This window comes from Paenibacillus vulneris, from assembly GCF_039543185.1.
Lineage (GTDB): Bacteria > Bacillota > Bacilli > Paenibacillales > NBRC-103111 > Paenibacillus_S > Paenibacillus_S vulneris.
Genome location: NZ_BAABJG010000022.1, coordinates 49,793 through 73,144, shown reverse-complemented (window position 1 = coordinate 73,144; position 23,352 = coordinate 49,793). Strand labels below are relative to the sequence as shown.

At 48.6% G+C, this 23,352-nt stretch carries 23 protein-coding genes; 11 read left to right on the top strand and 12 right to left on the bottom strand.

Features of this window, described 5'->3' with window-relative positions:
- Positions 1 to 37: 37 nt before the first annotated feature.
- Both ABEA66_RS20145 and ABEA66_RS20140 read left to right on the top strand, forming a co-directional pair.
- On the top strand, positions 38 to 1,045 hold the full coding sequence (locus ABEA66_RS20145; RefSeq protein WP_345590225.1) for a phosphotransferase: 1,008 nt from the start codon (positions 38 to 40) through the stop codon (positions 1,043 to 1,045).
- Between the two features lie 4 nt (positions 1,046 to 1,049).
- Entirely contained in the window at positions 1,050 to 1,343 is a 294-nt protein-coding gene (locus ABEA66_RS20140) for a DUF1811 family protein (RefSeq protein WP_079910413.1), read from the top strand.
- Here ABEA66_RS20140 and ABEA66_RS20135 read toward each other — a convergent pair.
- Positions 1,340 to 2,056 (bottom strand): Crp/Fnr family transcriptional regulator, encoded by a 717-nt coding sequence (locus tag ABEA66_RS20135; RefSeq protein ID WP_079910412.1) that lies wholly within the window; start codon positions 2,054 to 2,056, stop codon positions 1,340 to 1,342. The two genes, ABEA66_RS20140 and ABEA66_RS20135, sit on opposite strands and share 4 nt — an antisense overlap.
- 290 nt (positions 2,057 to 2,346) lie before the next feature.
- Between ABEA66_RS20135 and mobA the strand changes: the two genes are divergently transcribed.
- Complete coding sequence (gene mobA / locus ABEA66_RS20130; RefSeq protein WP_079910411.1) at positions 2,347 to 2,904, top strand: molybdenum cofactor guanylyltransferase; 558 nt, start codon at positions 2,347 to 2,349, stop codon at positions 2,902 to 2,904.
- A 30-nt stretch (positions 2,905 to 2,934) separates the two neighbouring features.
- Here mobA and ABEA66_RS20125 read toward each other — a convergent pair whose 3' ends face one another.
- A complete protein-coding gene (locus ABEA66_RS20125) occupies positions 2,935 to 3,630 on the bottom strand; it encodes a Crp/Fnr family transcriptional regulator (RefSeq protein WP_179135983.1) in 696 nt (231 codons plus the stop codon).
- Positions 3,631 to 3,803: 173 nt separating this feature from the next.
- On the opposite strand from ABEA66_RS20125, the gene ABEA66_RS20120 reads away from it, so the two are divergent.
- Together ABEA66_RS20120 and ABEA66_RS20115 are read left to right on the top strand one after the other, a co-directional pair.
- On the top strand, positions 3,804 to 5,285 hold the full coding sequence (locus ABEA66_RS20120) for a stalk domain-containing protein (protein WP_345590219.1): 1,482 nt from the start codon (positions 3,804 to 3,806) through the stop codon (positions 5,283 to 5,285).
- A 49-nt stretch (positions 5,286 to 5,334) separates the two neighbouring features.
- A complete protein-coding gene (locus ABEA66_RS20115; protein WP_345590217.1) occupies positions 5,335 to 5,829 on the top strand; it encodes a divergent PAP2 family protein in 495 nt (164 codons plus the stop codon).
- 50 nt (positions 5,830 to 5,879) lie between these two features.
- Here ABEA66_RS20115 and ABEA66_RS20110 read toward each other — a convergent pair whose 3' ends face one another.
- From ABEA66_RS20110 to ABEA66_RS20100, 3 genes are all read right to left on the bottom strand, one after another.
- The gene (locus ABEA66_RS20110; RefSeq protein WP_345590215.1) at positions 5,880 to 7,508 is read right to left on the bottom strand and encodes an ATP-binding protein; all 1,629 of its coding nucleotides are present in this window, start codon (positions 7,506 to 7,508) and stop codon (positions 5,880 to 5,882) included.
- Positions 7,509 to 7,897: 389 nt separating this feature from the next.
- Entirely contained in the window at positions 7,898 to 8,641 is a 744-nt protein-coding gene (locus tag ABEA66_RS20105) for an MBL fold metallo-hydrolase (protein WP_345590213.1), read from the bottom strand.
- A gap of 91 nt (positions 8,642 to 8,732) precedes the next feature.
- The gene (locus ABEA66_RS20100) at positions 8,733 to 8,894 is read right to left on the bottom strand and encodes an aspartyl-phosphate phosphatase Spo0E family protein (protein ID WP_079910406.1); all 162 of its coding nucleotides are present in this window, start codon (positions 8,892 to 8,894) and stop codon (positions 8,733 to 8,735) included.
- 320 nt (positions 8,895 to 9,214) lie between these two features.
- On the opposite strand from ABEA66_RS20100, the gene ABEA66_RS20095 reads away from it, so the two are divergent.
- On the top strand, positions 9,215 to 9,835 hold the full coding sequence (locus ABEA66_RS20095; RefSeq protein WP_079910405.1) for a stalk domain-containing protein: 621 nt from the start codon (positions 9,215 to 9,217) through the stop codon (positions 9,833 to 9,835).
- Positions 9,836 to 9,932: 97 nt separating this feature from the next.
- Entirely contained in the window at positions 9,933 to 10,232 is a 300-nt protein-coding gene (locus ABEA66_RS20090) for a DUF1292 domain-containing protein (protein WP_079910404.1), read from the top strand.
- Positions 10,233 to 10,386: 154 nt separating this feature from the next.
- On the opposite strand, the gene ABEA66_RS20085 is transcribed toward ABEA66_RS20090, so the two are convergent.
- A complete protein-coding gene (locus ABEA66_RS20085; RefSeq protein ID WP_345590210.1) occupies positions 10,387 to 10,806 on the bottom strand; it encodes a DUF1885 family protein in 420 nt (139 codons plus the stop codon).
- 157 nt (positions 10,807 to 10,963) lie between these two features.
- Between ABEA66_RS20085 and ABEA66_RS20080 the strand changes: the two genes are divergently transcribed.
- The gene (locus ABEA66_RS20080; RefSeq protein ID WP_345590208.1) at positions 10,964 to 11,770 is read left to right on the top strand and encodes a Cof-type HAD-IIB family hydrolase; all 807 of its coding nucleotides are present in this window, start codon (positions 10,964 to 10,966) and stop codon (positions 11,768 to 11,770) included.
- 63 nt (positions 11,771 to 11,833) lie between these two features.
- Here the strand turns inward: ABEA66_RS20080 and ABEA66_RS20075 are convergent, their stop codons facing one another.
- Positions 11,834 to 13,303 (bottom strand): aminotransferase class I/II-fold pyridoxal phosphate-dependent enzyme, encoded by a 1,470-nt coding sequence (locus tag ABEA66_RS20075; protein ID WP_455430508.1) that lies wholly within the window; start codon positions 13,301 to 13,303, stop codon positions 11,834 to 11,836.
- A 285-nt stretch (positions 13,304 to 13,588) separates the two neighbouring features.
- On the opposite strand from ABEA66_RS20075, the gene ABEA66_RS20070 reads away from it, so the two are divergent.
- The gene (locus ABEA66_RS20070; protein ID WP_345590203.1) at positions 13,589 to 14,770 is read left to right on the top strand and encodes an MFS transporter; all 1,182 of its coding nucleotides are present in this window, start codon (positions 13,589 to 13,591) and stop codon (positions 14,768 to 14,770) included.
- 185 nt (positions 14,771 to 14,955) lie between these two features.
- Here the strand turns inward: ABEA66_RS20070 and ABEA66_RS20065 are convergent, their stop codons facing one another.
- The 5 genes from ABEA66_RS20065 to ABEA66_RS20045 form a co-directional block, all read right to left on the bottom strand.
- Positions 14,956 to 15,882: an S-layer homology domain-containing protein gene (locus ABEA66_RS20065; RefSeq protein WP_345590201.1), complete on the bottom strand. Its 927-nt coding sequence runs from the start codon at positions 15,880 to 15,882 to the stop codon at positions 14,956 to 14,958.
- Between the two features lie 166 nt (positions 15,883 to 16,048).
- Positions 16,049 to 16,780 (bottom strand): DUF2680 domain-containing protein, encoded by a 732-nt coding sequence (locus ABEA66_RS20060; protein WP_345590199.1) that lies wholly within the window; start codon positions 16,778 to 16,780, stop codon positions 16,049 to 16,051.
- Between the two features lie 184 nt (positions 16,781 to 16,964).
- Complete coding sequence (locus ABEA66_RS20055; protein ID WP_345590197.1) at positions 16,965 to 17,600, bottom strand: DUF1054 domain-containing protein; 636 nt, start codon at positions 17,598 to 17,600, stop codon at positions 16,965 to 16,967.
- Positions 17,601 to 17,764: 164 nt separating this feature from the next.
- Entirely contained in the window at positions 17,765 to 18,787 is a 1,023-nt protein-coding gene (locus ABEA66_RS20050; RefSeq protein ID WP_345590195.1) for a 2,3-butanediol dehydrogenase, read from the bottom strand.
- A 186-nt stretch (positions 18,788 to 18,973) separates the two neighbouring features.
- Positions 18,974 to 19,876, bottom strand: a complete 903-nt coding sequence (locus ABEA66_RS20045) for a LysR family transcriptional regulator (protein WP_345590192.1) — start codon at positions 19,874 to 19,876, stop codon at positions 18,974 to 18,976.
- Positions 19,877 to 20,134: 258 nt separating this feature from the next.
- Here ABEA66_RS20045 and ABEA66_RS20040 point away from each other — a divergent pair, with 258 nt between their 5' ends.
- Both ABEA66_RS20040 and ABEA66_RS20035 read left to right on the top strand, forming a co-directional pair.
- Positions 20,135 to 20,902 (top strand): SDR family NAD(P)-dependent oxidoreductase, encoded by a 768-nt coding sequence (locus tag ABEA66_RS20040; protein ID WP_345590190.1) that lies wholly within the window; start codon positions 20,135 to 20,137, stop codon positions 20,900 to 20,902.
- Between the two features lie 48 nt (positions 20,903 to 20,950).
- The gene (locus ABEA66_RS20035) at positions 20,951 to 23,263 is read left to right on the top strand and encodes a DUF4962 domain-containing protein (RefSeq protein WP_345590188.1); all 2,313 of its coding nucleotides are present in this window, start codon (positions 20,951 to 20,953) and stop codon (positions 23,261 to 23,263) included.
- Positions 23,264 to 23,352: the final 89 nt, after the last annotated feature.

Below are 23,352 nucleotides of genomic sequence, written 5' to 3'. Positions count from 1 at the left end.
ACATCAGGGTAAGGCATAATAACAAGGAGCAGGTTCCATGAAAAATGATATAGAAGGCATCGTTACGGAAGTTTTGGAGAACTATTTTGAAGACAGCCAGTGGAGGGTTGAGGCGAAGGAAAGCGGCGTCAACAACACGACCCGGTTCGTGTACACTCCAATGGGCGCATTTGTATTACGAATTTATGAAAACCATGAAGATATGAATAAAATTATCTATGAGAGCACTGTATTGCAGCAGCTTCAAAGGGTAAAGCTATCCTATCGCGTACCGAAGCCGGTTGCTACTATCAAAGGAATGCCCTATGTAGTTACGGTGTCAGGCAAAATAGCCGTCTTATTCGAATATATCGAAGGCGAACGGGCCGATTTAGCCGATCCCGGACATGCAGAGGCGATAGGCAGGGCTATGGGGGAATTGACGGATGCACTGTCTCGAATCCAGCTGGATGTAGACGCAGCATACGAGCCTTATTACGAGCTCTATGAGGTCCACCCGCTGGTGAAGAAGGACAGGCTGGATGCCTGGATGAAAGAGATGAGTGAAGGACCGTATCACAATGAAATCCAGCTGTTAAGCGGAGGGATAGACCGTTTACTCAATAATATTCCAGGGTTATGCCGCTTGCCGGTCCAATTGACGCATTCCGATATCGTTGCGGGCAACGTGCTAATCCATGACGGCGAAATATCCGGCGTACTGGATTTTGAATTTGTCACCCCGGATCTTCGTGCCATGGACGCGGCTGTATTTCTGTGCGAGCTGATCCGCCAGCAGGAAGCGAATGGCTGGAGCTTGGTAGAGGCTTTCATCGCAGGCTACGGCCAAGCGGCCCGCTTGAATGAGGATGAGATTGAAGCTTTGCCGCAGTTGATTTTGCTGCGCAGTATGGTGCTCTGCATCCATTTCCTTGGAAGACATTGGGACGGTATCGATGAGGAGCAGGTTATCGGCCGTTATTTAACCGAGCTGAGTCAAGTATATGCATGGCTGGAGCAAAATAAAGAACAGCTGATGGACCTTTGCCGGGCACAATGGGGGTGATTGGATGAAGAAGCTGTACAGCCAGATGTCGCCGGGAGAGCTTGATGCGGAGCTGGCGGACATTCTGGAAGCGCTGGCCAAGGCTGAGTTTCCAAGCCAGAAGGAGCTTTTAGAACGCAAATATTACACTGCCAAATCGTATTTGCTGGACCCGTCGGATTTTCAGCCTGGCACATATCATGTTGAGGGGTTCGAGGAGCCCTTCGAGCTGGAATATATCAACGGAATGATGGGCTGGGGCAAAATGGGAAGTGACCCGGAGGCCAGCTTTCCTATCTCGATGCTGACCCGGGCCTAAATCCGGCACATATCTTTGGGACAATTCTCGCATTGACATACGTTTTTCAAATATTCGATATTTTCAATAACCATATAGCCGTTATCCACGGACAGGATGCCTAGCTTCTTAAGGTCGCTGAGCATGCGGTTGACACTTTCGCGGGTTGCGCCGATCATATCGGCCAGCTCGCTATTGGTCAATTTCTTCGTGATCAAAATTTGGCTGCCGCTGCTTTGTCCGTAAGAGTTGCTCAAGCGGATTAACGTCGAGCATAGCGCCCCGGGCTTTCCGAACATCATCAGGTCACGAAACTTTGTTTGTGTCATCCGATGCATAAGTCCCATCCATTTCATAAATTCAATGGATAGATCTCCATGCTGCCACAGCAGTGTCTCCAGGTCCTTTTGCTGAATAATCCCGATCATGCTGTCTTCCATGACCTCCGCATTAAAACTATGAACCGATTGATGGAAAGGGTCCAGCTGACCGAATAAATCTCCATCCCCGTACATGTATAGAATAAAGCTTTTCCCCTCATCGCTTGTTTTCGTAATTTTGACCCGTCCCTGAATCATGAAATATAGCTTATCCGCAGGATCGCCTTCCCAGAACAAATACGAACCCGAAGTCACCTTCTGTTCATACATGATGTCCTTCAGCTTTTGCAGGTTTTCCTTAGAAAAACAGTCGGTATTATGAACGCCGTCCACCATAAGAGAACAGTGCAGCATGTAATTTTCCTCCTTGCCCTATCGCACGTTACCCGCATGTTGTATAGGACTTAGTTTATTAAACCAATCCCTCTTGGAGCACGCGGGAGGTGTCTCGCCGATAAGGTTTTTCTTTTGCTTTAACCATATCGGATTCATCTCACAGGCGATGTGACAAAAATCACGCTTTTCCTGAAAAAGCGCCCAATTCTGTGATATTTGTAACATGCAGAGGCGTCCCCGGCTTGATATAGTTATAAATAGCAACAGGCAGGGGATTTCAGCTTTGCAGGAAAGGATGTGAAAGACACATGCTGAGCGGAGTCATACTGGCCGGAGGAGAGAAAGGAGTAGCGAGGTCGCTGCGTCTCGTCGGCGGTGAAGCTTTCATTGAATGCCAGATTCGCGAAATGCAAAAGGTGTGCCAGGAAATCATAGTTGTAACTAACGAACCGAGGAGGCTGCTCCCAGTGGTTCCGCGGTCCATCCGGATTTTGACGGACTATTATCCCGGGTTCGGTGTATTGAGCGGTATGCATGCCGCCTTTGCATTAAGCAAGTACGACGATTTATGGGTCATAGGAAGCCATGCTCCCTATGTGTATTCTTCAAGCTCCATTCTCCGGTTGTCGGAAACAAAGCAGCGGCAGTCCGTTCAAGCGGTCCTGCCGGTCATGGAGGAGAAGCCCGAAGCGCTCGGAGGCGTGTACAGCAGAAGCTGCCTGGACGTCATCACGGAGCTGATCAGGCAGGAGGAGAGCGGGGTTATAGAGCTGCTTCAGCGTATTTCTTGGATAGGGATAAAGCTTACCGATTGGCGTATATGGGATTCTTATGTACCAACCAACCCTAATCCCTGTACGAATTAAGGTTCGGCTGGTGAGTAGAAGTAATAGGGGTCACATTCTGCAAATATCCGGAGGGCAATCGGGGCACTGGACAATAGAACGCAAGTAAGCAAGATCGGTAATGACAAGGTGACCGTCCATATAGGTGATGGCGCCTTGCTCCTGATATGCGCTCAGCATACGGCTGACCCCTTCTCTAGTCGTTCCCATCAGGTTGGCCAGCTCGGTTTTGGTCATCTTTAATTGAATACGAATGCCTGCCTCGCACGGCTCGCCGTAAGAATTGCTCATACGTATCAGTGTGGAAGCCAGTGCGCCGTTCTTGCCATACAGCATCAGATCGCGGAACTTGGACTGCGAGGTTCGATGAAGCAATCCCATCCATTTCATGAATTCTACCGCGAAGCTCCCGCTGCCCGCAACCAGCTCTTCCAGAGCATCGCTCGATATCAACCCGATTTCGCTGTCCTGCATCATTTCTGCACTGCAGCTAAACTGCGCCTCTCCGTTGCCTATCTCCATATAAAAATCCCCGGGTTGAAGCAGCTGTAAAATAAGCTCTTGACCGTCCTTAGTGACTTTATACACCTTCACCAACCCATGCTTGATGTAAAAGCAAGAGCGTGCCGACTCACCTTCCCAAAACAGGTGATTTCCGGATTTTTTATGTTCAAATGCCAGCCGCTGCTCCAGCTGCTTGAAATTAGCTGCGGATAAATAGTCGGCAATTTGTGTATGAGCATTCATTCTCATGGACATCGTCAGATCAAACCTTTCTGCGTAGGTCGTAGTTCTATTGTATCGGAATTAAATCCAATAACCTACAAAAACTTTATACAATATTCATATTATTTGTGCTAAGATGATGTTAAAGGAATATTGAAAGCGTTGTCATTTGATGTAGGACGGTGTTGCTTTTTATGGGCAAAAAGGTAGCTGCATTCTGGATTTGGCTTGGTTTATGTATGGCATATTCCTGCATCATTTTAGCTCAAGATAAAGAGCCGGCATTTACCTATATAAGTCCGGAAGGGATTCGCTTTCAAAGCTACAGCACGAAGTGGGATTTGGATAAATTGAAGGGATTGTATGAAATGCTGCTTCATTGTGAGCATGGGGAGGAATTGGCAGAGCTGAAGCAGGTCGCCCTTTATCCGGATCGAAGTGTAGGCAAGAGCGGCTACAGAGTGGGCTATTACAATATAAAAAACAAAAGTATTGATCTGTACGAAGTCGATGCGCTGCCTATTGAACGGACGCTGATTCATGAGTACGGACATCATTTTACTTATTATTGGCTGCAGAAGAAGGAAGGCATCTATCCTTCCCAGTTGACGGAAGCATCCCAATGGTCACAAATCCGCCGGCTGGATGGTTTTCCTATCCGGTGGGCGGGAACTACTTTACCCTACAGCCATAAATGGGACCCGGAAGAAATTATGGCGGAAGATTATGTATTGCTCTTCGGTATCGACTCCAGACCTCTTCCTGACAGACCTAGCGATGTTGTGAATTGGTTGCGGCACGAGAATGATTACATTCCATCCGTGCTGTCCATTCCGGCTGTGCGAAGTTATTGGCAGACCGCGGCGGGACTTCCGCCAAAGCCGGCATTGAAAATGCCTGTTCTTCAACAGTGGGAGCTGGTAAAGGATGAAACGCCGGACGAAGCCGGCCCCAAAATTCATGTTGCGTTCTCCTCGGCCGCGCCGTCTAATGAGCATAAGCTCATGTATGGCATTCGCATCATGGGCTTCGGTGAGCAGGGAGGGATTCCTGTCAGCATAACAACAGGGCTCGAAGCAGAAGGCAGGGGACAAGTGGAAGCCAGCCTGGATATGCGGCCTTTGACACAGGAGCTCCAAACATTTTATCTCCATATTCAAGTATGGGCCTTGGAGCCGGAGAGCAAACAGATCATGTATACCCCTTATTATATGAATTGGTTCTCATTTGATACGGAGACCGGGACGCTGAAGCCGATGACACTCCCGCTGGATAAACAAGGCCTTCGCACTATGCTGAAGAACGAAGGGATGGAGAGCTGGCCGCTTGTTCTTATGTATTTGAACGGAAAGCCTTATAATGCCGTACGGAAGTACCAAGAAAGCGGCGTCGACTATATTCCTCTAAGATTATTTTCTGATGGGGATGACGCTAACCAGCCATTGAACAGCGATGGCAGGCCGCTGGACGTTCAGTTTCAACAGCGATCGGTGAAGGTTCAAATGAATCAGGACGAAGCCTGGATTGACGGCAAGAGTGTTAAGCTTGGACATTTTATCAAAAAGCTGGGGTCGGAGCCCGTTGTAGCCGTCAGTGAGCTGCCACAGCTCTTCGGCGTGGTCATTCAATGGGAGGGAGACGGCAGCGGAAGCATTGTTCAAATGGATACACCTTAGGATGTATAGAACGCCCCAAGATACAAAATGCTATGCTTGAGGTGATACGATGAACCGTGCTTTAACTACGGCTCTGCTCTCCGTCGGCTTGGCCCAGCTGGCCAAGGTTCCGCTCGCATACCAGCAGACAGGCAGGCTGGACTGGTCGAATTTGCTCAGAACCGGAGGAATGCCAAGCTCACACTCCGCTGGTGTAGCCGCATTAGCCTCCTATGTCGCCTTAAAACGAGGAGTAACCTCTATCCATTTCGCAACAGCCAGCATGCTCGGCCTTATTGTTATGTTTGATGCAATGGGAATTCGAAGACAAGCGGGAATTATTGCGACGGAAGTGAACGATTTGGGAGATACCGTTGCTCTAATGGCAGAGAAGGACCCGTCCTTAGGGCATGAGAAGCGGGAGAAACAGCTGGAGGAAAGGCTTGGCCATATCCCGCAAGAGGTGCTTGGAGGAGCGCTGATGGGCACCTTTATCGGGGCGGGCAGCTTTTTGCTGGAAAAGCCGGCGCGGAAACGCAAATTATTTATTCCATGGTTTGATTAAATCAACGAACCCTGTATGGTCATCATGACCGGTACAGGGTTCATTCTTTGCTACATGGAGCTTCTATTCCCGCTAAGGCTCATCTGAGGAGAGGCGTCCGGATGACTCAGCGGCACCGTGATCGTAAATTTGGTCCCTTTACCGATTTGGCTTTCCACTTCCATCGTGCCTTCGTGGTCCTGCACAATTTTATGGCAGATGGATAATCCCAGGCCCGTACCGGATTCTTTGGTTGTATAGAAGGGAAGGAATATTTGGTCCAGCTCGTGCTCGGGAATGCCTTGGCCGGTATCGGATATTTCTATGACGGCATGATCCTTGTCCTTAGTAAGGCGAATTCGCACAAGTCCTTCATCAGGCATGGCTTCGAAAGCGTTTTTTATCAGATTCAGCAGCAGCTGCAGCATTTTATCCTGATCCATCAGCATCATAAGCGGCTCGGAGGATGATTCAAAATCGATATGATGCCCCAGCCGGGATGTTTCCGAGTCCAGCAGGGAGATGACCCTTTGGATGCAATCCTTAATCGAATGGACTTTGAACTGCGTAGCATGCGGCTTGGAAAACTGAAGGAATTCGGCCGTCAGCATACTCATGCGTGTAATTTCATCCATAATTAAATCATACCACGGTTTAATATTATAATTATCCGATTTTGATATTTGCAGGAAACCCTTAATAGTCGTAAGAGGGTTTCGGATTTCATGGGCCATGCCCGAGGCTAGCTCTCCGACGACACGCAGCTTTTCGGAACGAAGCATATGCTCCTCGCGTTTTAACCAGGACTCTCTTTTCATAGTATACAGATTGCGCTCTGCTATAAAAAACAAATCATCCTTGGATGCACCGTCATCGGGGTAAAATGCCATACCGTAGTTAATCTCGATCCCCGTAAGCTTAGGGAATTCCGAGGCCATTAATTGCGAGATATTATTCTGCGTATGGCCGGTATCACTATAATCCAGAACGATAGCAAATTCGTCGCCTCCATAGCGGGAGATAACGAGGGCTTCGGGAAACATAATCCTCAACAGCTGAGCCACCTGCTTCAGTATCCGGTTCACTCCATGAAAACCGTTGATCGTATTGAGTGATTTCAAGTCCTTGCAGTCGATCAGCACAAGCGCTACGGACTTGTGAATTTGCACCAGATGCTCCAGCTGGCGGTGGCATTCCTCATAGTTGTACAGCCCGGTTAAAGCGTCGTGGGTGCTTAGGTGCTTTTTCTCATTGTCCAGCTGCAGCGTTTGGTTCTCAATGACATGCAAGTACCTTTTAAACAAATAGCCTACAATCAGGCAGCTGCACGCGCAAAATAGCAAAATAAACAACCGGTAGCTTGTAAATGGCATATACATACATGCGATAAGCACGTATCCGGCAGTATAGATGATAGTGACGGGAGTTGCGAACTGTGGGTTTTTGATGGAGTGCATCGATTTACAGATTTGAACGATATAGAGCGGTAAGATTAAATCCATTTGGCTTATCCAGTGAAAAAGCATAACCAGACCCATCTGGAGGATAGGAGATCCTTTAAGCTTGTTCTCGGCAAGATGGGCAGCCAGGTAAGCTATGGCACCTATAATTAGCAGCCAAGGATGATCCGTTATGTCAAATCCAATGGAGGAAGCGCAAATAACGGCAGTGTAGGCAATCAGAATCCAATGATAGCTCATGCTTTCATACTCCTTATCATAATTTAGGAATGAAAGGGTATTAATGGAATTCTCTGTGAAGCGTTCAAATCCTTCCGTGTAAATCGGAATTATCCGGCTGTTTAATAAAAACTTTTGATTGCTATCCTAGTAACCAAGGGCAAGTGGTTGAGGAAGCCCCCAACGGTTTTAAGGGGTAAACGTTTTCATGTGCATGGACAAAGAGCGTACATTCGGCTAAATGGCCGATGTCCTTCGTATACCCCAATATTGATCTGTACGGTGAAGTGGATCATGATAAAAACCTGACCTTCATAGGAGGTCAGGTTTTCTCATGATAGGCAGCAGCCATTAAGAAGCCGGTAAGACATCGCCTATCATAGTTTGAACATCCTCTCGATCCGTCACACTTAATCGAAATCGTAGCGTTTATGTTGTTCGATGAAGGACATCTCACCTGTCTTGCCTCTATATTGCTCCATAGTATCGTCGTAATGCATCAAGTATACGCTGCGCTGAATGTGGGAAGGCAGAGTAAGCAGCTCTTCGAGGCACGCATGCACAAGACCGGGAGATGATAGCTGGCAGTCATGCAAAATATACTTGCATCTTTGATTCTCATATAAACTCATTAGAAGGGAAGGATTGAACGTCGTATCGGCGCTGAAAAAGACAGTATCGTTCAAAAGCACAGAATAGCTTGGTTTATCAGGTATATGTATAGAACGGATGATCTCAATGACTAATCCCGGCGAGAGATGAATCGGAGAGGCTTCGTCCAAAGCGACAACGTCGAAATAATCCTGCAGGCTGGTTAAGCCTTCAGCTGCATTCTCAAGGCCTCCTCTCAGGGAGTGGTCCCATAAGGCTTCAAGAACTTTGTCGGGCACGAACAGCTTGATTTTTCGCTTGAATTCATATTTAAACCGAAAAGCGAATTCTTCGAGACCTCCAACGTGATCCGCATGAATATGGGTGATAAGCAGGGCGTCAATCTGGTCTATATCGATATCCAGAGCATGCAGTGCTCTAGGTGCTGTCGCTCCGCAATCGATTAATAAGACGAACCCGTTACAGGTTACCAGAGCATTATTGTTAAAATATTTTTTTGAAAAAGCACTTCCCGTGCCGATCATCTGAATTTGCAGGCTCACAAACGATCCTCCACTCGTGGTTCCGTAGCACTTAAGTCATTTTTAAATCTACCATGTCTTTGAACCTATTTACAAGAGAAATTTGACAAGCTTATTTTGATTTCATTTGTTCTAGGATATAAGAGTCCAGCTTTTGACTGATGGCTAACACATCCGGATGACCGAAATTGTACTGGTGCTTCACTACAACTTGCGCCAAGTGCCTCTTGAGAGCCTCAATTTCCTCTTCCAGCCGACTTGGGTCTGATGACATGCTACCATCTCCATATGACAGATTAGGATTGCGATAATTGCAATATACCACGTTTAGTATGGAAAACAAAGCAGTGTTCAATTTCCCGGGGAAGCGCAAAAATCGTCAAAAGCTTGCATGGAGTGATCCGGACAGGCTGCAGATAACTGCAGAATTGGCGTATTTTGTATGAAGGCGGGAAGAAAATTGGTTATTATTACTATATCTAGTCTATCGGAAAAACATTTTTTTTGTTTAATAAGGAAATGAGCGCAACTCTTTCCACCGATCGGAGTATAAGCATATAGAACAAAGTACAAGACACGATGGAGGTTGCTGGAATGTTTAAAGTACCGCGGATGCTAACGCTGGTGCTCTCTTTATCACTCTTCGGAGCAACGGGGGCTATGGCCAGTTCAATATGGGGCGACTATGAGGGCTTCAGCAAGATCAAATTGGTAGTGAATGATGTGGAAAAGCAGTTCAAAGATAACGAGACTCCGGCCTTTTTGATTAAAGGCAATGCGGTTTTGCCGGTTCGCGCTTTATCCGACTCGCTGCAATCGCTAGTTCGTTGGGACGACACTACCAAGACCGTATCCGTCTTTAAGCCTAACGTTCATATGTTCGTAGCGGAAAAAGTGAACGACGATTACTCGGTAAAGTCTCCGTTTGGACGGGTGCCAAAGGGGAAAAAGATTGATTTTGCCGTCTTTGCTCAAGTGGACAGCTTGAAGACGCCATTTTACTCTTTCAAAATTTCCATAGTAACACCTAGCGGTAAAGAAGCGGTGCCGGCCCACGAGAAAATCGTCAACGGGCAAAAGGAAAACTTCTGGTACCCGTGGCCGTTCTCGGTTTCTTTCAACGAGGCGGGGGATTACAAGATCAAATTCTCCATCAAGCTGGATGAAGACGGAGAGTACACGGACGTTTCCGAGAAGGTCATCGTATCCGAGTAAAGGAAACCCGAAGGCCAAGCTGCCTTACATTGACCTCAACCTACGAAACGTGTTACCATACGAGGGATGACTAATTTAGATGAAATGAGGTTTTCCCATGAGCGATCACATACACGATGAGAACTGTGATCATGACCACGATCACGAAGACGATATTTTTATCGTAACAGATAAAGACGGCGTTGAGCATGAAATGGTTATGGTATATACGTTTGAGGCAAGCGACCAGCCTTATGCAGTCTTGCTGGACCGCAATGATCCGGAAGCGGACGGGGTTATTTTCCGAATCGAGGAAGAAGATGACGAGGCTTATCTCGCCAGCATCGAGGACGAGGAAGAATGGGACCGCGTGGTTCAGATTTACAATCAGATTATTGAAGAGCAAGCAAACGAATAATGAGCAAAACCTTCTTGCCGAAGCAAGAAGGTTTTTTAACATTGTAGTGTTTATGAAATTGGAAAGGAAGCCTTGCCGTTTTACATGAATCCACTCAAAGCAGCCTCCCCAGTTCATGAGGGGAGCTTTACACACAGTCACGCTAGGACGGGAATTACTTGCGCGGATTGAAGTACATAATACGTCCATTGAATAGATGAAGCTCGGCTTTCCAAAGCTTGGCTAAATATTTACAAAACTCGTTGCCCTTGGATTTGTCCCCATGCGTACAATCGTCTGGAAGAACGACTTGAATATAGTGCCGTTCCTGATCCGTATGCTGGTCTTTGCCTGACCCCATGACGATATATTTGTACAAGGCGTTCTTGCCTTTGAGGTAAAACCATTTGCCCTCGCCTTCGGGCTTGGACTCTATGCTGTACGGGAAACCGGCATCTTCATAATCCCACCCCAGCTGCTTGCCGGTGAGATTCAGCTGCTCTTTGTAATGCAGCAATTGATCTTTCAATTCATCCAAAGTTACGGAAGAAACGGTGGAGCCTTCTACAAACTTTATATAAGCGCTTTGAGCCATAACCGATACACCTGCCTGTAAGATGGACTGGAAAGGGTTTCACAATCATAATAAGACCATCATAGCATTTCAAGGTTGGATTGACAATATGATCAAGCATTGTATCATTATGGAGAAACTATCAACATGTTAGAAGCAGGGAGAGGAGACCGCAGGAATGAAACGATTTGAAGGCTATTTGCTGGTAAGCGATATGGACGGTACTTTATTGGACAGCAGCAAATCAATTAGTGAAGAAAATAGGAGTGCGATCGAACGATTCGTTGCAGAAGGCGGACTCTTTACATTAGCAACAGGAAGAATTGCAGGCTCGGTAAAGCGCTTCGCCGATGTTCTGCCTATTGGTGCGCCGGCCATATTATATAACGGCTCCGTGATTTACGATTTCTCGACGGACAAGGTCGTCTGGCAGCGTACGCTGGACAGAACCGTGATGCCGGTGCTGGAGCAGGTTATGCGGCAATTTCCTGAGATTGGCGTAGAGGTGTACTGCGGCAGCGATCCGTTCTTTCTTCGCGAGAACCGAATGACAGAGCATCATCGGCGAATGGAGAATTTCAGGAGACCGTTGACTGAAGACATGCATCAGCTGACAGATCCATGGTTGAAGGTACTTCTTGCTTGGGAGCCGGAGCATCTGGATGAGGTGGAAAGCTATGTTCAGCAATTCAGCGACCATTTTACCTGGGTGCGGTCTGACGACAAATACCTGGAAATATTACCGGCAGAAACGACCAAGGGTCATGCCTTGGAAGAGCTTATAAGCATGACGGGAATCGAACGTTCTCGCTGTATTGCGATGGGAGACCATTTAAATGATCTGGAGATGCTTCGCAGAGCAGGGGTCGGCGTTGCCGTAGCCAATGCGCATCCATCGCTTGTGGAAGTAAGCAATCGGTCCTGCAAGCATCATAATGAGCATGCCGTCGCAGATGTGATCGAATGGCTGGAATCTCAAGTGTAAGGACGGGATATAAAGGAAGGGAACACGACGTCATGGCCGTGTTCCCTTCTGTCTTTATTAGCATTAGAAAATCGCTTGAGTTTCTACTATGACCTTTACATTCTGAATGCTTCTGTCTTCCGGGCCCTTGACCGGAAGGCCTACTTCCACATGCTCGGTAATGTAATCGATCAAATCCTGAGAGATAACCTCACCCGGCAGCAAAATCGGAATTCCAGGAGGGTATACGTAGATAAATTCCGCAATGATCCGGTCAGCAGACTCCTTGAAAGGAACGACTTCCGTATCGCCGTAGAACGCATCCCGCGGCGTTAAGGTGAGCTGAGGAATTTTCGGGATTTTGATGACCAGCTCGTTGACTTCCCTTATATTATAATTTTGTTTGGAAAGCTCTCTTAGCGCGGTCAGCAATATATCGACGTTGTCTTGGGTATCTCCGGGAGTGATGAGACACAAGATGTTATATAAATCGCTTAGCTCGACTTCAATATTGTAATGCTCACGAAGCCAGTTCTCCGCATCATAACCGGTGATGCCCAAGTGCCTAACATGGATGTTCACTTTGGTCGGGTCATAGTCATAGGTTGCTTCCGTACCGAGAATTTCTTCCCCAAAGCAGCTAAGCCCCGGAATTTCATTAATCGATTTGCGGGCATATTGCGCCAATTCGATCGCGTGGTCGGCAAGAGCCTTACCGTTCAAAGCCAAATGGCGGCGGGCCGCATCGAGCGAAGCCAGCAGGACGTACGAGGTCGAAGTCGTAGTCAGCATGCTGATGATGGTTTTGGCACGGCGCACATTGACCCGGCCTTCCTTGATATTAAGAACGGAGCTTTGCGTCATCGAGCCGCCCAGCTTATGAACGCTGGTTGCAGCCATATCAGCCCCTGCGCTCATAGCAGACATAGGCAGCTTGTCGTTAAAATGAATCAGTACTCCATGAGCCTCGTCTACCAATACGGGTATATTGTAGCTGTGAACGAGATCGACGATCTCCTTCAGGTTGGCGCACACGCCATAATATGTTGGATTGATGACGAGAACGGCTTTGGCATCAGGATGCTTCTCAAGAGCCCGTTTAACGGAGCGGGTAGTAATTCCATGATCGATTCCCAGGTTTTCATCACGGACGGGTGAAATAAAGACAGGCTTGGCTCCTGCGAAAATGATCGCGGACATAATGGACTTATGTACGTTCCGCGGTACAATGATTTTGTCTCCCTGAGAGCAGACGGTTAAGATCATTGTCATGATGGCGCCGCTCGTACCTTGAACGGAAAAGAACGTATAATCGGCACCAAAAGCGTCGGCGGCAAGCTTCTGGGCTTCCTCAATGACACCGGTCGGCTGATGCAGATCATCCAGTGGTGCTATATTGATAAGGTCGATGGACAGGGCGTTGTCTCCGATAAAATGCCGGAACTCCGGGTCCATCCCGACTCCTTTTTTATGGCCTGGAATATGGAATTGAACGGGGTTATGCTCTGCGTGCTGCTTTAACGCAGTAAAAAGAGGAGTACGTTGATGATCCACTGTCATGCCTACCTTTCATAGTAAAATAAATACGGGAAGAGGTCCGGTATGGGACCCCAACTAAGTTATACTAAACCATAATGGGATAGGGATGCAAGAGGATTTTTTGATGTGTGGAGGAGCATCCGAAGATGGAAGGGATTTCAGGAAGCGGAAGGGCAAAGAACATGCATCCTCCGGCGGTTTTGTCCAAATTGTTAATCTTCGCTGAGAAGATTTCCCTATGGAAAAAAGTTATGATACCATAGCAGTATAACTATATATTGGGGGGCAATGGATAACACTATGAAAAAACAGCTGGCCATCATTATGGTACTGCTGATGACGATATTTATCGGCTTCGGCATCATCATTCCGGTGCTTCCCGATGCGGTGACAAGCTCTGGAGCTAGCAGCTTTCATTTAGGCATGCTGCTGTCGATCTACTCCTTGGCTTCCTTTCTCATGTCGCCCATTTGGGGCAGCATCTCGGACCGGATCGGCAGAAGGCCGCTAATTATGATCGGAACGCTGGGATTCAGCGTGAGCTTTCTTATATTCGGGCTGGCGGACGGCAATTTGCTGCTGATGTATGTGTCCCGCATTCTGGGCGGGCTGTTCTCCGGAGCGGCAACCGCATGCGCTGTAGCTTATGTGGCTGATATTACGACGGAAGAGAACCGTACCAAGGGCATGGGGCTTGTCGGCATGTCCATCGGGCTTGGCTTTATTTTCGGCCCTGCGGTGGGCGGGATCTTAAGCCACTGGGGCTATCAGGTTCCCTTCTTCTCTTCCTCCATCCTGGCATTGCTGACCTTCCTGTTTGCCTTGGTCATGCTGCCGGAATCCTTAAGCGAAGAGAAGCGGCGCAAGCCGCAAGCAGGAGAGGCCAAGCCTTCGCGCTGGTCGGCCTTTGTCGGCTCGCTCAAATATTTATATGTGCTGTCCTTCTTCGTTTCATTCACGCTGGCCGGGCTTGAAGCGACGCTGCTCTTGTTCGAAAAGGACAAGATAGGAGCTTCTTCGCTTGACCTGGGCATCATGTTCGCGGTGAGCGGCGTTGTTGGGGCATTGATTCAGGGCGGGGTCGTGCGAAGATTCATTAAAAGAGGCGATGAGGCGCGCGTCGTTGGGCTCGGCTTGATCTTGTCCGCCATCGGCTTCGTGCTGATCTTATTCTCGAGCAGCCTGGTGACCGCTTCCATCTACCTGTCGGTATTCGGCGCAGGAAATGCATTGATTCGTCCTTGTGTGACTTCGCTGATCACCCAGAAAACGAAGGTCGGACAGGGGGTTGCTTCCGGACTCAGCTCCTCTATGGACAGCTTGGGCCGCATCACAGGACCTCTGCTAGGAGCTGGAATCTATCAGTACAGCATGAACCTTCCGTTCTACACGGGGGCAATTTTGTCTGTGGCAGCGCTGTATTTGCTTTACCGGTTCATGGTTATTGACAAGGAAACCGCTTCGCTCGGACAAAGAGCTTAAGCTTCATAACGCGTGGAAAGCCGCAGGCGCTTCAAGGGAGCGACTGCGGCTTTCTTTTGCATTATAGGCTTTCTTTAGCATAAAAGGATGGGTTCCATGCAATCCCCCTGAATCGAACCTCTGTAGCATGGTTCACGTAAAACTAGGTTTTTAACAATCTGGCCCCACAATGTGGGGTTATTTTGTTATGCAGCAGGATGGAGCAGCCGGTAAATGACGGCGACGGCCTCGGCGCGAGTCATTTTCTGGTCGGGACGGAACGTTCCGTCCTCGTATCCGTCAAATAGGTGCGCTTCCTGAACCGCACTAATAGCCTCTCCAGCCCAATAATCGGACGGTATGTCGCTAAAAGATGGGGAAGAGGCAGCTGCCTTCAGCATTTCGCTTCGTGACAGTATAGCCGAAATTTCAGCGCGCGTTATCGTATTGTTCGGACGAAACGTGTGATCCGGGTAGCCGTTAATAAGCCCGTATTCTACGGCCGTAATAATATAAGTCCGGTCTTCCTTATTAGAGCCTATATCCGTAAATTCAGTTTCGGTGCTGTTGGACAAAAACAATTCCTTCGCTTTCACAAAATACCGGATAAACTCGGCACGGGTAATGTACTGATCCGGCTTGAAGGCCAGCTTGTCCGTCTGTTTGTCCAAATAACCGTCGATATACTTTTTGTCGTATAAATCCGTTATCTCTTTTTGAGCCCAGTGTCCTTGTATATCGCTAAAATCCGTAGGAATACCATTTAAAGACAGCACGTACTTGCTTACGGCTTTGTATTCGTCTTCGGTCAAGGAGCCGGGTGCACTTTCTGGCATGTTACGGCTAATAAAATCGTAGGCTTTATCGTACGTGCCCAGCTTCTTCTTAACATGATCGCTCGCTATGGCGGGGAATTTGCCAGAACCTTTGCCATCCGCTGCATGACAAGACAGACAGTGCTGCTGGTAGACCGCCTCGCCGCTTACAGGAACGGCCGCTGAAGGTTCGGGAGCCGCTGCCGCTGCTGCCGTCCTATCCTTAGGTAACGAAGTCTGGAGCAGCATGCCTCCGGCTAGCAAGGCAGCGCCGAGCAGCAGCAATGTGCTTTTTCTAATGGGTCGATTGCGAAACATAGCAGGCACTCCTTGTGATTGTCACTTTTCTCCATTATAAACGAAAAAGATGACGGAAGTGTGAAATTAATCACGTTTTTTGCTGAAATTGCGAAAAAAAGCAGTCCCCCGTCATATCCAATGCGGAGGACTGTGTTTGCCTTAACCTTTCGGGTTGAACGGACGGTTACTTAGCTTCCTTGCTTTTTTCTTGCAGAGAGCCGCGCTTGTGCTCCACCATTTTCTCGATCCAAGGAGTCATTTCCTCCTTAATCTTGGCGACCAACTGCTCCTTATTCATGCCTTTGGCAGCGGCGATCTCGGCCAGGGACTTGCCTTCCTTCAGCTCAGCTCTCAGCTGATCCTCCGAGATTCCGATAATCGCGGCAAGCTTGTCCGGCGCCGGGAGCATCTTATGCTTCATACCGTGCTTGCCATGCCAGAAACCGCCTTTATGGTTCACCATAAATTTCAGATGCTTGTCCATATTGGCTTTCATCTTCTCGGCCTGCTCGGCTGTCAGCTTGCCGGCTTTAACTGCCTCATCGATTTTACCGCTGCGAACGGCTTTCAGCTTGCTGATCAGATCCGTCTCGCTGATTCCTTTTTCCTTTGCGATATCCACAAGCGACTTTTCTTTGAGTGCAGCAGAGAGAGCGGCCTTATCCATATTTAGAATCGCAGCGGCCTCTTCGAGAATAGGGATGGCTCTGCGCTCGCCCTTCTCCAAATGTTTGCCTTCCTTGCCTTTTTCGCCGCGGTCCTGCTTTTGATCCGTGGGCCCTTGCTGCTCAAGGGTTGTCCGTTCCGAAGGATCGGCAAATGCTTGCTGCTTAGACCCGGAGAGAGCGACTCCGCTCAGCAGTAAAGTGAAAGCCAGGCTTGTGACAATAACCCTGTTCGTATGAACGCTTCTCATCTTCTGTCCGCCTTTCGCATGATAATTTGATCCCCCATTGGATGAGGTAACCAATTATAGCGTGTGCAAATGAACTTAATGTTACTTTAAGAGAACCTTAGTGCTACATAAATTTTCTAAGACACTCGTATAACATTACGAAACTAAGAGTTTGCAGTTTCAGCGGCTTTTATACGAAAAGGAATTAGTTGGAAGCCCTTCTGGCTATTTGGTACAGCGGCATTAATGTTTGAATAGTGCTTCGCACGAGCTCAAGAAATTGCGGGCCGTTGGAAAGTACGGGATCGGCGGATGACAGGCTGAGACCGATCAGCAGCTCGGCCTTCTTGACGTCACGGAATCTCTCCAGCGCCTTTTGCAGCTCGGTATCGCTCAGTTCGCTGATCGTAACGGCATCTTTTTGCATGTGGTCGAACGATAGCTTATAAGAATCCGGAATCGCCGAACGAAATTCGTCGAATTCATTCAGGTACGCTTGGGCTATATTTTGTTTTGCAGGGAGCTCATAGATAAGGGCAAGCCATATAAATACGCGATCATCGAAAAGCCCAACCTGGAAATGGGGGTACATCTTATATCCCCGTTTGTTATGACAAATGGCCATCCAGGTGTCTACAGGGGCGTTAACCGTACGCCGGGCGTGCTTGGCGATGTGCAGGAACATTTCGTCCCCGGCGAGCATAGCCGTTTCATCACACAGCGCATCTCCAATAGCCTTGAACTTGGGCTGAATTCTTTGCTGGATCCCTTGCATTCGGCCCTCCAGGCCGGGGATCGCGAATACGTCAAAATCCTCTTGCTGAAAACCTTCGAAAGTCATGTCCATATCCTCCTGAGCGACAAAAATCCTTATGTATAAAAATACTATATCATACCGCTCGCCTGCCAGGCGAATAAAACCATAGTCATAGGAGGCTGCCGAAACAAGAAAAGCCAGCAGAGCGTGAACGGCACACTCCACTGGCTTTGGGGTTGTTATGTCAATTAATCCTGGTTCGGCTTGACGAGAATTTTGCATTGTTTTTTATCATGGCTCAACAGCTCAAAGCCCTTTTCAACAATGTCGTCCAGATCGATGATGCTGGTAATGACAGCTTTGCCGTCAATGACTCCGTCAGCTAACAAACGAATGACCTCAGGGAACAGACGGATATAAGCATAAGAGCCGCTAATTTTTGCTTCGGTACGTACGATGGTATTCGGATCGAAGGTGACGGGTTTTTCCCATACGCTCACAATTTTGAACTCTCCATACGGACGTACGGCACGGACCCCGGAGTGGAAGGTGGCTTGAACGCCTGCGGCGTCAAAGGCTACATCTACACCGCCTCGAGTCTCATCGAGAATAAATTGGGTGGCGTCGACTTCCATAGGGTTGAGAGTTACTGCAGCTCCAAGCTCCATTGCCTTTTGTCTGCGTTCCTCGGAAACCTCCACGACATAGATCCGGCTTGCTCCGGCCGCTTTTACGGCTTGCAGCAGCAGCAGCCCGATTGGACCTGCACCAAAGATAGCTGCGCTGTCTCCAAGACGAAGCTGGCTTTGCCGAACGGCATGAACGGCTACGGCAGTAGGCTCCACAAGAGCACCCAGCTCCAGGCTCATATGCTCGGGTAGCAAGAATATATTTTCTTCCTTGGCAACAACATATTGGGCAAAACCGCCGGATATAGTATAGCCGTATCCTTGACGGCTGATGCACAGATTCACAAGACCTCTTTTACAATTGTCGCATTTGCCGCAAGGGATCAAAGGCTCGACGGCTACTCTGTCACCAACCTTAATGGTAGTAACATCCGGTGCGACTTCAACCACAGTACCGGAAAATTCATGACCCAGCACGGGCTGCGTTCGCATCGGATAGACTCCGGCCATATATTCATGCATGTCGCTTCCGCATATTCCGGCAAATTCTACTTTGATTTTAGCCGTTCCAGCTTCCAGTACAGGAATTTCTGCATCCTCCACTCGAATATCTTTAGGGCCGTAAATTTTGGCTGCTTTCATTTGGGAACAGCTCCTTTATGAAGAGTAAGTACGAAAAAAATGATGAAGAAACATTGTTCGCTTCTATTGTAAATCCGCTTATTGTTTAAGTAAATTTATATATATTTAAGTTTGGTTAAGCATAACTTAAGTAAAAATCGCAAGAAGCATCACCCGAATGGAGGGGCGGCCTCATTTTCAAAGCAGCTATGGCTGCAGGAGGGTATGCTTCAAGTGATTGATAAATATTTTGGCGGGATTGGACAATTTCTTTTCCTTGGACAAAACCAGGCTAAGATGTATCGTTCTTTGGAAAGGGTTGTCCAGTTCAACGACGACAAATTCACCCTTTAAGTATTCGGGCTGGTTCCTGAAGGAATAATCTAGCCCGATCGTAACCGCGGTACCGTCCTCTGTCGCCCTTCGAATCGCATCCTTATTATTGGTGGAGAAAAGAATGGTGACATCGCCGTACCGGTTCTGGAACTGGTCCATGTACCACTTCAAATAGTCGTCATTATACAAAACGATAGAATGCTTTCTTAATTGTTCCGGCGAAATGGACCTGTTCAAGGCAAGCGGCGATTTACGGCTTATGCACACGACGACCTTGCCTTCCAGCAGGGGCTCAAGCGTTAAACCGGCGCGGTTCTCCAAATAAGGCTCGAACGCGATGATCAATCCCATATCGATCTTATTATGCCGAACCTCCTCAATGATCTCCTGTGTCCCTTTCTCGACTATTTCCATTTGTATCTTGGGGTACTGCTTCTTTAAGCTCAGGATCGTATCAAGGTATAGCGATAAAGGACCCGGAATGGTCGCTATCCGCAGCTCGCCGCTCTGAGTGTTGGCATACCCGCAGGCTTCGTCACGAAGCTCCTGTAATTTGCCGAGCACTTCGGCTGCCTTATGGATGATGGCTTTTCCTTCGGCTGTCGGAACGGCTCCCGAGCGGGAGCGGGTGAATAAGGTGATGTTAAGCTCGGCCTCCAGATTGGAGATCGATTGGCTGACGGCGGATAAAGTGACATGAAGATTTTGTGCGGCCGCAGTTAACGAGCCCGTCTTGGCTACCTCGACTATGAATTCAAGCTGTTCCAAATGCATAAGATCATCCTTTTGCGTTTTATAAAATGGAATAAATAGATTGTATCCGACTTTTTGTAGAGTAGCAAAAAATGAACTCCACCGACAAATCGGAGCTCTAGGTTGAAACCAAGAGCGATTTGTCCTGCCTGAAGGAAAAAATAAGAACGTTCATATTCATAATTTGCCAGACATGGTACAATCATATAGAGCGGTTTCAAGCAGTTAAGTAAGCGTTTTCTATAGGGAAGCTAAACAAACTTGCCGGAGGTGGATCTTTTGAACACGAGTTTAAAGGGGAAAATCGCACTGGTTACAGGCTCGAATACGGGCATTGGGCGTGCTGTCGCCATTCTGCTGGCGTCTCACGGTGCAAAAGTTGGGATTACTTATTTAAACCATAAGGATCAAGGAGAGGAAACGGTAGCGAGGATTCGCGAAGCGGGAGGGCAAGCCGAGCTGTTCCGTGCCGACGTGACCGATATCCGACAGATTGACGATTTGGTCGGCGCCGTCGAAGCGGCATTCGGAGACACTGTAGACATTCTCGTCAATAATGCGGGACATCTGGTCGAGCGTCGTTCGAATTATGAGATGAGCGAAGAGCTGTATGATCAGATCATGGACGTCAATTTCAAGAGCACCGTCTTTATGTGCAAAAGAGTGCTGCCTGGAATGAAGGACAAGCGGGCGGGCCGCATCGTCAATATGTCATCGATAGCGGCGCATAATGGGGGCGGCGCAGGTGCCAGCATTTATGCAGCGAGCAAGGCTGCGGTATCGAGCTATTCCAAGGGGCTGGCCAAAGAGGTAGCCGGGGATGGGATCACAGTCAACGTAGTATCCCCGGGCTTTATCGGGCAAACCGCATTTCACGCTACGTTCACAACGGATGAAGCGAGAAAAGCGACCGTTAACGGAATTCCGTTAAAACGGGAAGGTACCCCGGAGGACGTGGCTGGGGCGGTACTGTATCTGGTCTCCGATCTGGCAGCTTATTTGACGGGAGAGACGATTGAAATCAATGGCGGCATGTTCATGCGCTAAACTGCATGCAATCTACAATCGAGTTGAACCAAGAAGGAGCCATATCTTATGAGCCACCTGTTATACCAACCTATTGCCGGGCCTCTTACGGTCCAATACCAACCGGACAGCGACACGCGGCTGACGGAGAACCCTCCCCGGTTTACCTGGATTCCTGCACAGCTGGAAGAGGACCGTTATACGCTGCAATATTCCCGTTCTCCTGAATTCGAGGAGGGTTGTACGGTAACGGTGAAGCGGATTCCGTATAATTTGTACACTCCGGATGAGCCCCTGGAGCCGGGAGCCTATTATTGGCGCTATGCCTTGCTCCTTGACGCTTCATCCAATGAACAAGGAGACGAGCATTCCGAATGGAGCGTAATAAGAAGCTTTACGGTTCCCGAGGGGCTTCCGCTAACGCCTTTGGCCCGGAGAGAGGTACGCTATCAGCAAGCGGCTGCCGGGCATCCACGTCTATGGCTGCAGGCCTCGGAGCTGCCGGATTTCAGACGCAGGGTCAAGCAGGATGCCGCATTCTGCGGGTGGGACGTGTTTATTGAGAAATCCGTTCAGCCCTGGATGGGGAAGGAGCTGATCGCCGAGCCGAAGCCTTATCCCGACAACAAGCGGACGGCTAAGCTTTGGCGTCAAATGTACATGGACTGCCAGGAAGCGCTGTATGCGGTTCGTCATTTGAGCGTTGCAGGACTTGTACTGGAGGATGAGCTGATTTTGGAACGAGCCAAGCAATGGCTTCTTCATGTGGCCTCCTGGGACCCTCAAGGGCCTACAAGCCGAGACTATAACGATGAAGCAGCCTTCCGGGTAGCCGGTGCTCTTGCATGGGGCTATGACTGGCTTTATGACCGTTTGACGGCTGCGGAACGGGAAGAGGTCAGGGGCAAGCTCAGGAAAAGAGCGGAGCAGGTTGCATTCCATGTAATGGAGCGATCCAAGATTCATCATGTTCCATTTGACAGCCACGCGGTACGCTCGCTTTCCTCCGTGCTAGTTCCGTGCAGTATCGCGATGCTCGGGGAGGAAAGCAAAGCCGTGGAATGGCTGGATTATACATTGGAATATTACGCATGCTTGTATACACCTTGGGGCGGTGCGGACGGCGGATGGGCGGAAGGGCCGATGTACTGGACGACAGGCATGGCGTTCGTTACAGAAGCGATGAATCTGTTAAAGAAATACACGGGCATTGATTTTTACCAAAGACCCTTCTTCCAAAAAACCGGCGATTTTCCGCTTTATTGCTTCAGTCCCGATACAATACGGGCGAGCTTCGGAGACCAATCGACCCTTGGAGATCCGGTCAGCTTGAAAACGGGCTTCAATATCCGGCAGTTCGCAGGAATTACGGGTAACGGATACTATCAATGGTACTATGAGCAGACAAAGGCGATCGATACCGATTCGGAGCTGAAGTTCTATAATTATGGCTGGTGGGACTTCCGCTTTGACGAGATGATGTACCGGTACGATTATCCGGAGATACCTGCACAAGCTCCATCGGATATTGAGCCCGTAAAATGGTTCCGGGATATCGGATGGGTCGCCTTTCATGCCAGGATGGACAAGCCGGAGGAACATATTATGCTGCTGGCCAAGAGCAGCCCGTACGGTTCCATTAGCCACAGTCATGGAGATCAGAACGGATTTTTGCTCCATGCCTACGGGGAGCCATTAGCCATCGAGAGCGGGTATTATGTCGCATTCGGCAGTACGATGCATATGAATTGGAGGAAACAGACCCGCTCCACGAATAACGTGTTAATTGATGGACTGGGACAGTATGCCGGAACGAATAAGGCACTCAATATCGCTGCCTCCGGAACTGTTGAGGACGTGGAGCAGCATCCCGGCTATACCTATACCCGGTGCAATGCAACGGCGGCTTACCAAGAAAATGTACCCTATCTGGAACGATATGTCCGCGAGCTGTATTTTGTTAACGAGTCCTATATCGTCGTCGTTGATAGCCTGGATTTATCTCGGCCAGGAAGAGTGGATTGGTTGTTCCATACCCTGTACGAAATGAAGCTTGGTCCTCAATCGTTCCGGGTCCAAGGCCGTAAGGCCAATATGGACGGCAGGTTCGTGTACTGCTCTTCAGGGGAACTGAATCTATCCCAAACCAATGAATTCGCGGAGGTTGATCCTTCCGAGATCGAGGGACTAGATCTTCAATGGCACTTGACCGCATCGACGGAACCGTCGGCAAGTCATCGCATAGTAACCTTGCTGGTACCCATGCGGAAGGACGACCCGAAGTATGTATCCTATTTTATGGACGATCAGGGTCATGGCGTTGACTTGTATTTTACGGAAGACGGTCGAACGCATCGTATCGAGGTCGCCAAGGTATATTAATCGGTCTTATTTCATTAGAAACATACAAAATCCCCCTTCACGGCAGCAGAAGCATTCATTCCGCCGGGTGAAGGGGGATTTCTTATTAT

Coding starts and splice junctions, on each gene's coding strand:
- ABEA66_RS20055 (WP_345590197.1), bottom strand. CDS start 17,600: ATGACTTTCGAAGGTTTTCAGCAAGAGGATTTTGACGTATTCGCGATC.
- ABEA66_RS20135 (WP_079910412.1), bottom strand. CDS start 2,056: ATGCTGCACTGTTCTCTTATGGTGGACGGCGTTCATAATACCGACTGT.
- ABEA66_RS20080 (WP_345590208.1), top strand. CDS start 10,964: ATGAAACGATTTGAAGGCTATTTGCTGGTAAGCGATATGGACGGTACT.
- ABEA66_RS20095 (WP_079910405.1), top strand. CDS start 9,215: ATGTTTAAAGTACCGCGGATGCTAACGCTGGTGCTCTCTTTATCACTC.
- ABEA66_RS20140 (WP_079910413.1), top strand. CDS start 1,050: ATGAAGAAGCTGTACAGCCAGATGTCGCCGGGAGAGCTTGATGCGGAG.
- ABEA66_RS20125 (WP_179135983.1), bottom strand. CDS start 3,630: ATGAATGCTCATACACAAATTGCCGACTATTTATCCGCAGCTAATTTC.
- ABEA66_RS20060 (WP_345590199.1), bottom strand. CDS start 16,780: ATGAGAAGCGTTCATACGAACAGGGTTATTGTCACAAGCCTGGCTTTC.
- ABEA66_RS20050 (WP_345590195.1), bottom strand. CDS start 18,787: ATGAAAGCAGCCAAAATTTACGGCCCTAAAGATATTCGAGTGGAGGAT.
- ABEA66_RS20115 (WP_345590217.1), top strand. CDS start 5,335: ATGAACCGTGCTTTAACTACGGCTCTGCTCTCCGTCGGCTTGGCCCAG.
- ABEA66_RS20045 (WP_345590192.1), bottom strand. CDS start 19,876: ATGCATTTGGAACAGCTTGAATTCATAGTCGAGGTAGCCAAGACGGGC.
- ABEA66_RS20035 (WP_345590188.1), top strand. CDS start 20,951: ATGAGCCACCTGTTATACCAACCTATTGCCGGGCCTCTTACGGTCCAA.
- ABEA66_RS20145 (WP_345590225.1), top strand. CDS start 38: ATGAAAAATGATATAGAAGGCATCGTTACGGAAGTTTTGGAGAACTAT.
- ABEA66_RS20100 (WP_079910406.1), bottom strand. CDS start 8,894: ATGTCATCAGACCCAAGTCGGCTGGAAGAGGAAATTGAGGCTCTCAAG.
- mobA (WP_079910411.1), top strand. CDS start 2,347: ATGCTGAGCGGAGTCATACTGGCCGGAGGAGAGAAAGGAGTAGCGAGG.
- ABEA66_RS20110 (WP_345590215.1), bottom strand. CDS start 7,508: ATGAGCTATCATTGGATTCTGATTGCCTACACTGCCGTTATTTGCGCT.
- ABEA66_RS20070 (WP_345590203.1), top strand. CDS start 13,589: ATGAAAAAACAGCTGGCCATCATTATGGTACTGCTGATGACGATATTT.
- ABEA66_RS20120 (WP_345590219.1), top strand. CDS start 3,804: ATGGGCAAAAAGGTAGCTGCATTCTGGATTTGGCTTGGTTTATGTATG.
- ABEA66_RS20065 (WP_345590201.1), bottom strand. CDS start 15,882: ATGTTTCGCAATCGACCCATTAGAAAAAGCACATTGCTGCTGCTCGGC.
- ABEA66_RS20090 (WP_079910404.1), top strand. CDS start 9,933: ATGAGCGATCACATACACGATGAGAACTGTGATCATGACCACGATCAC.
- ABEA66_RS20085 (WP_345590210.1), bottom strand. CDS start 10,806: ATGGCTCAAAGCGCTTATATAAAGTTTGTAGAAGGCTCCACCGTTTCT.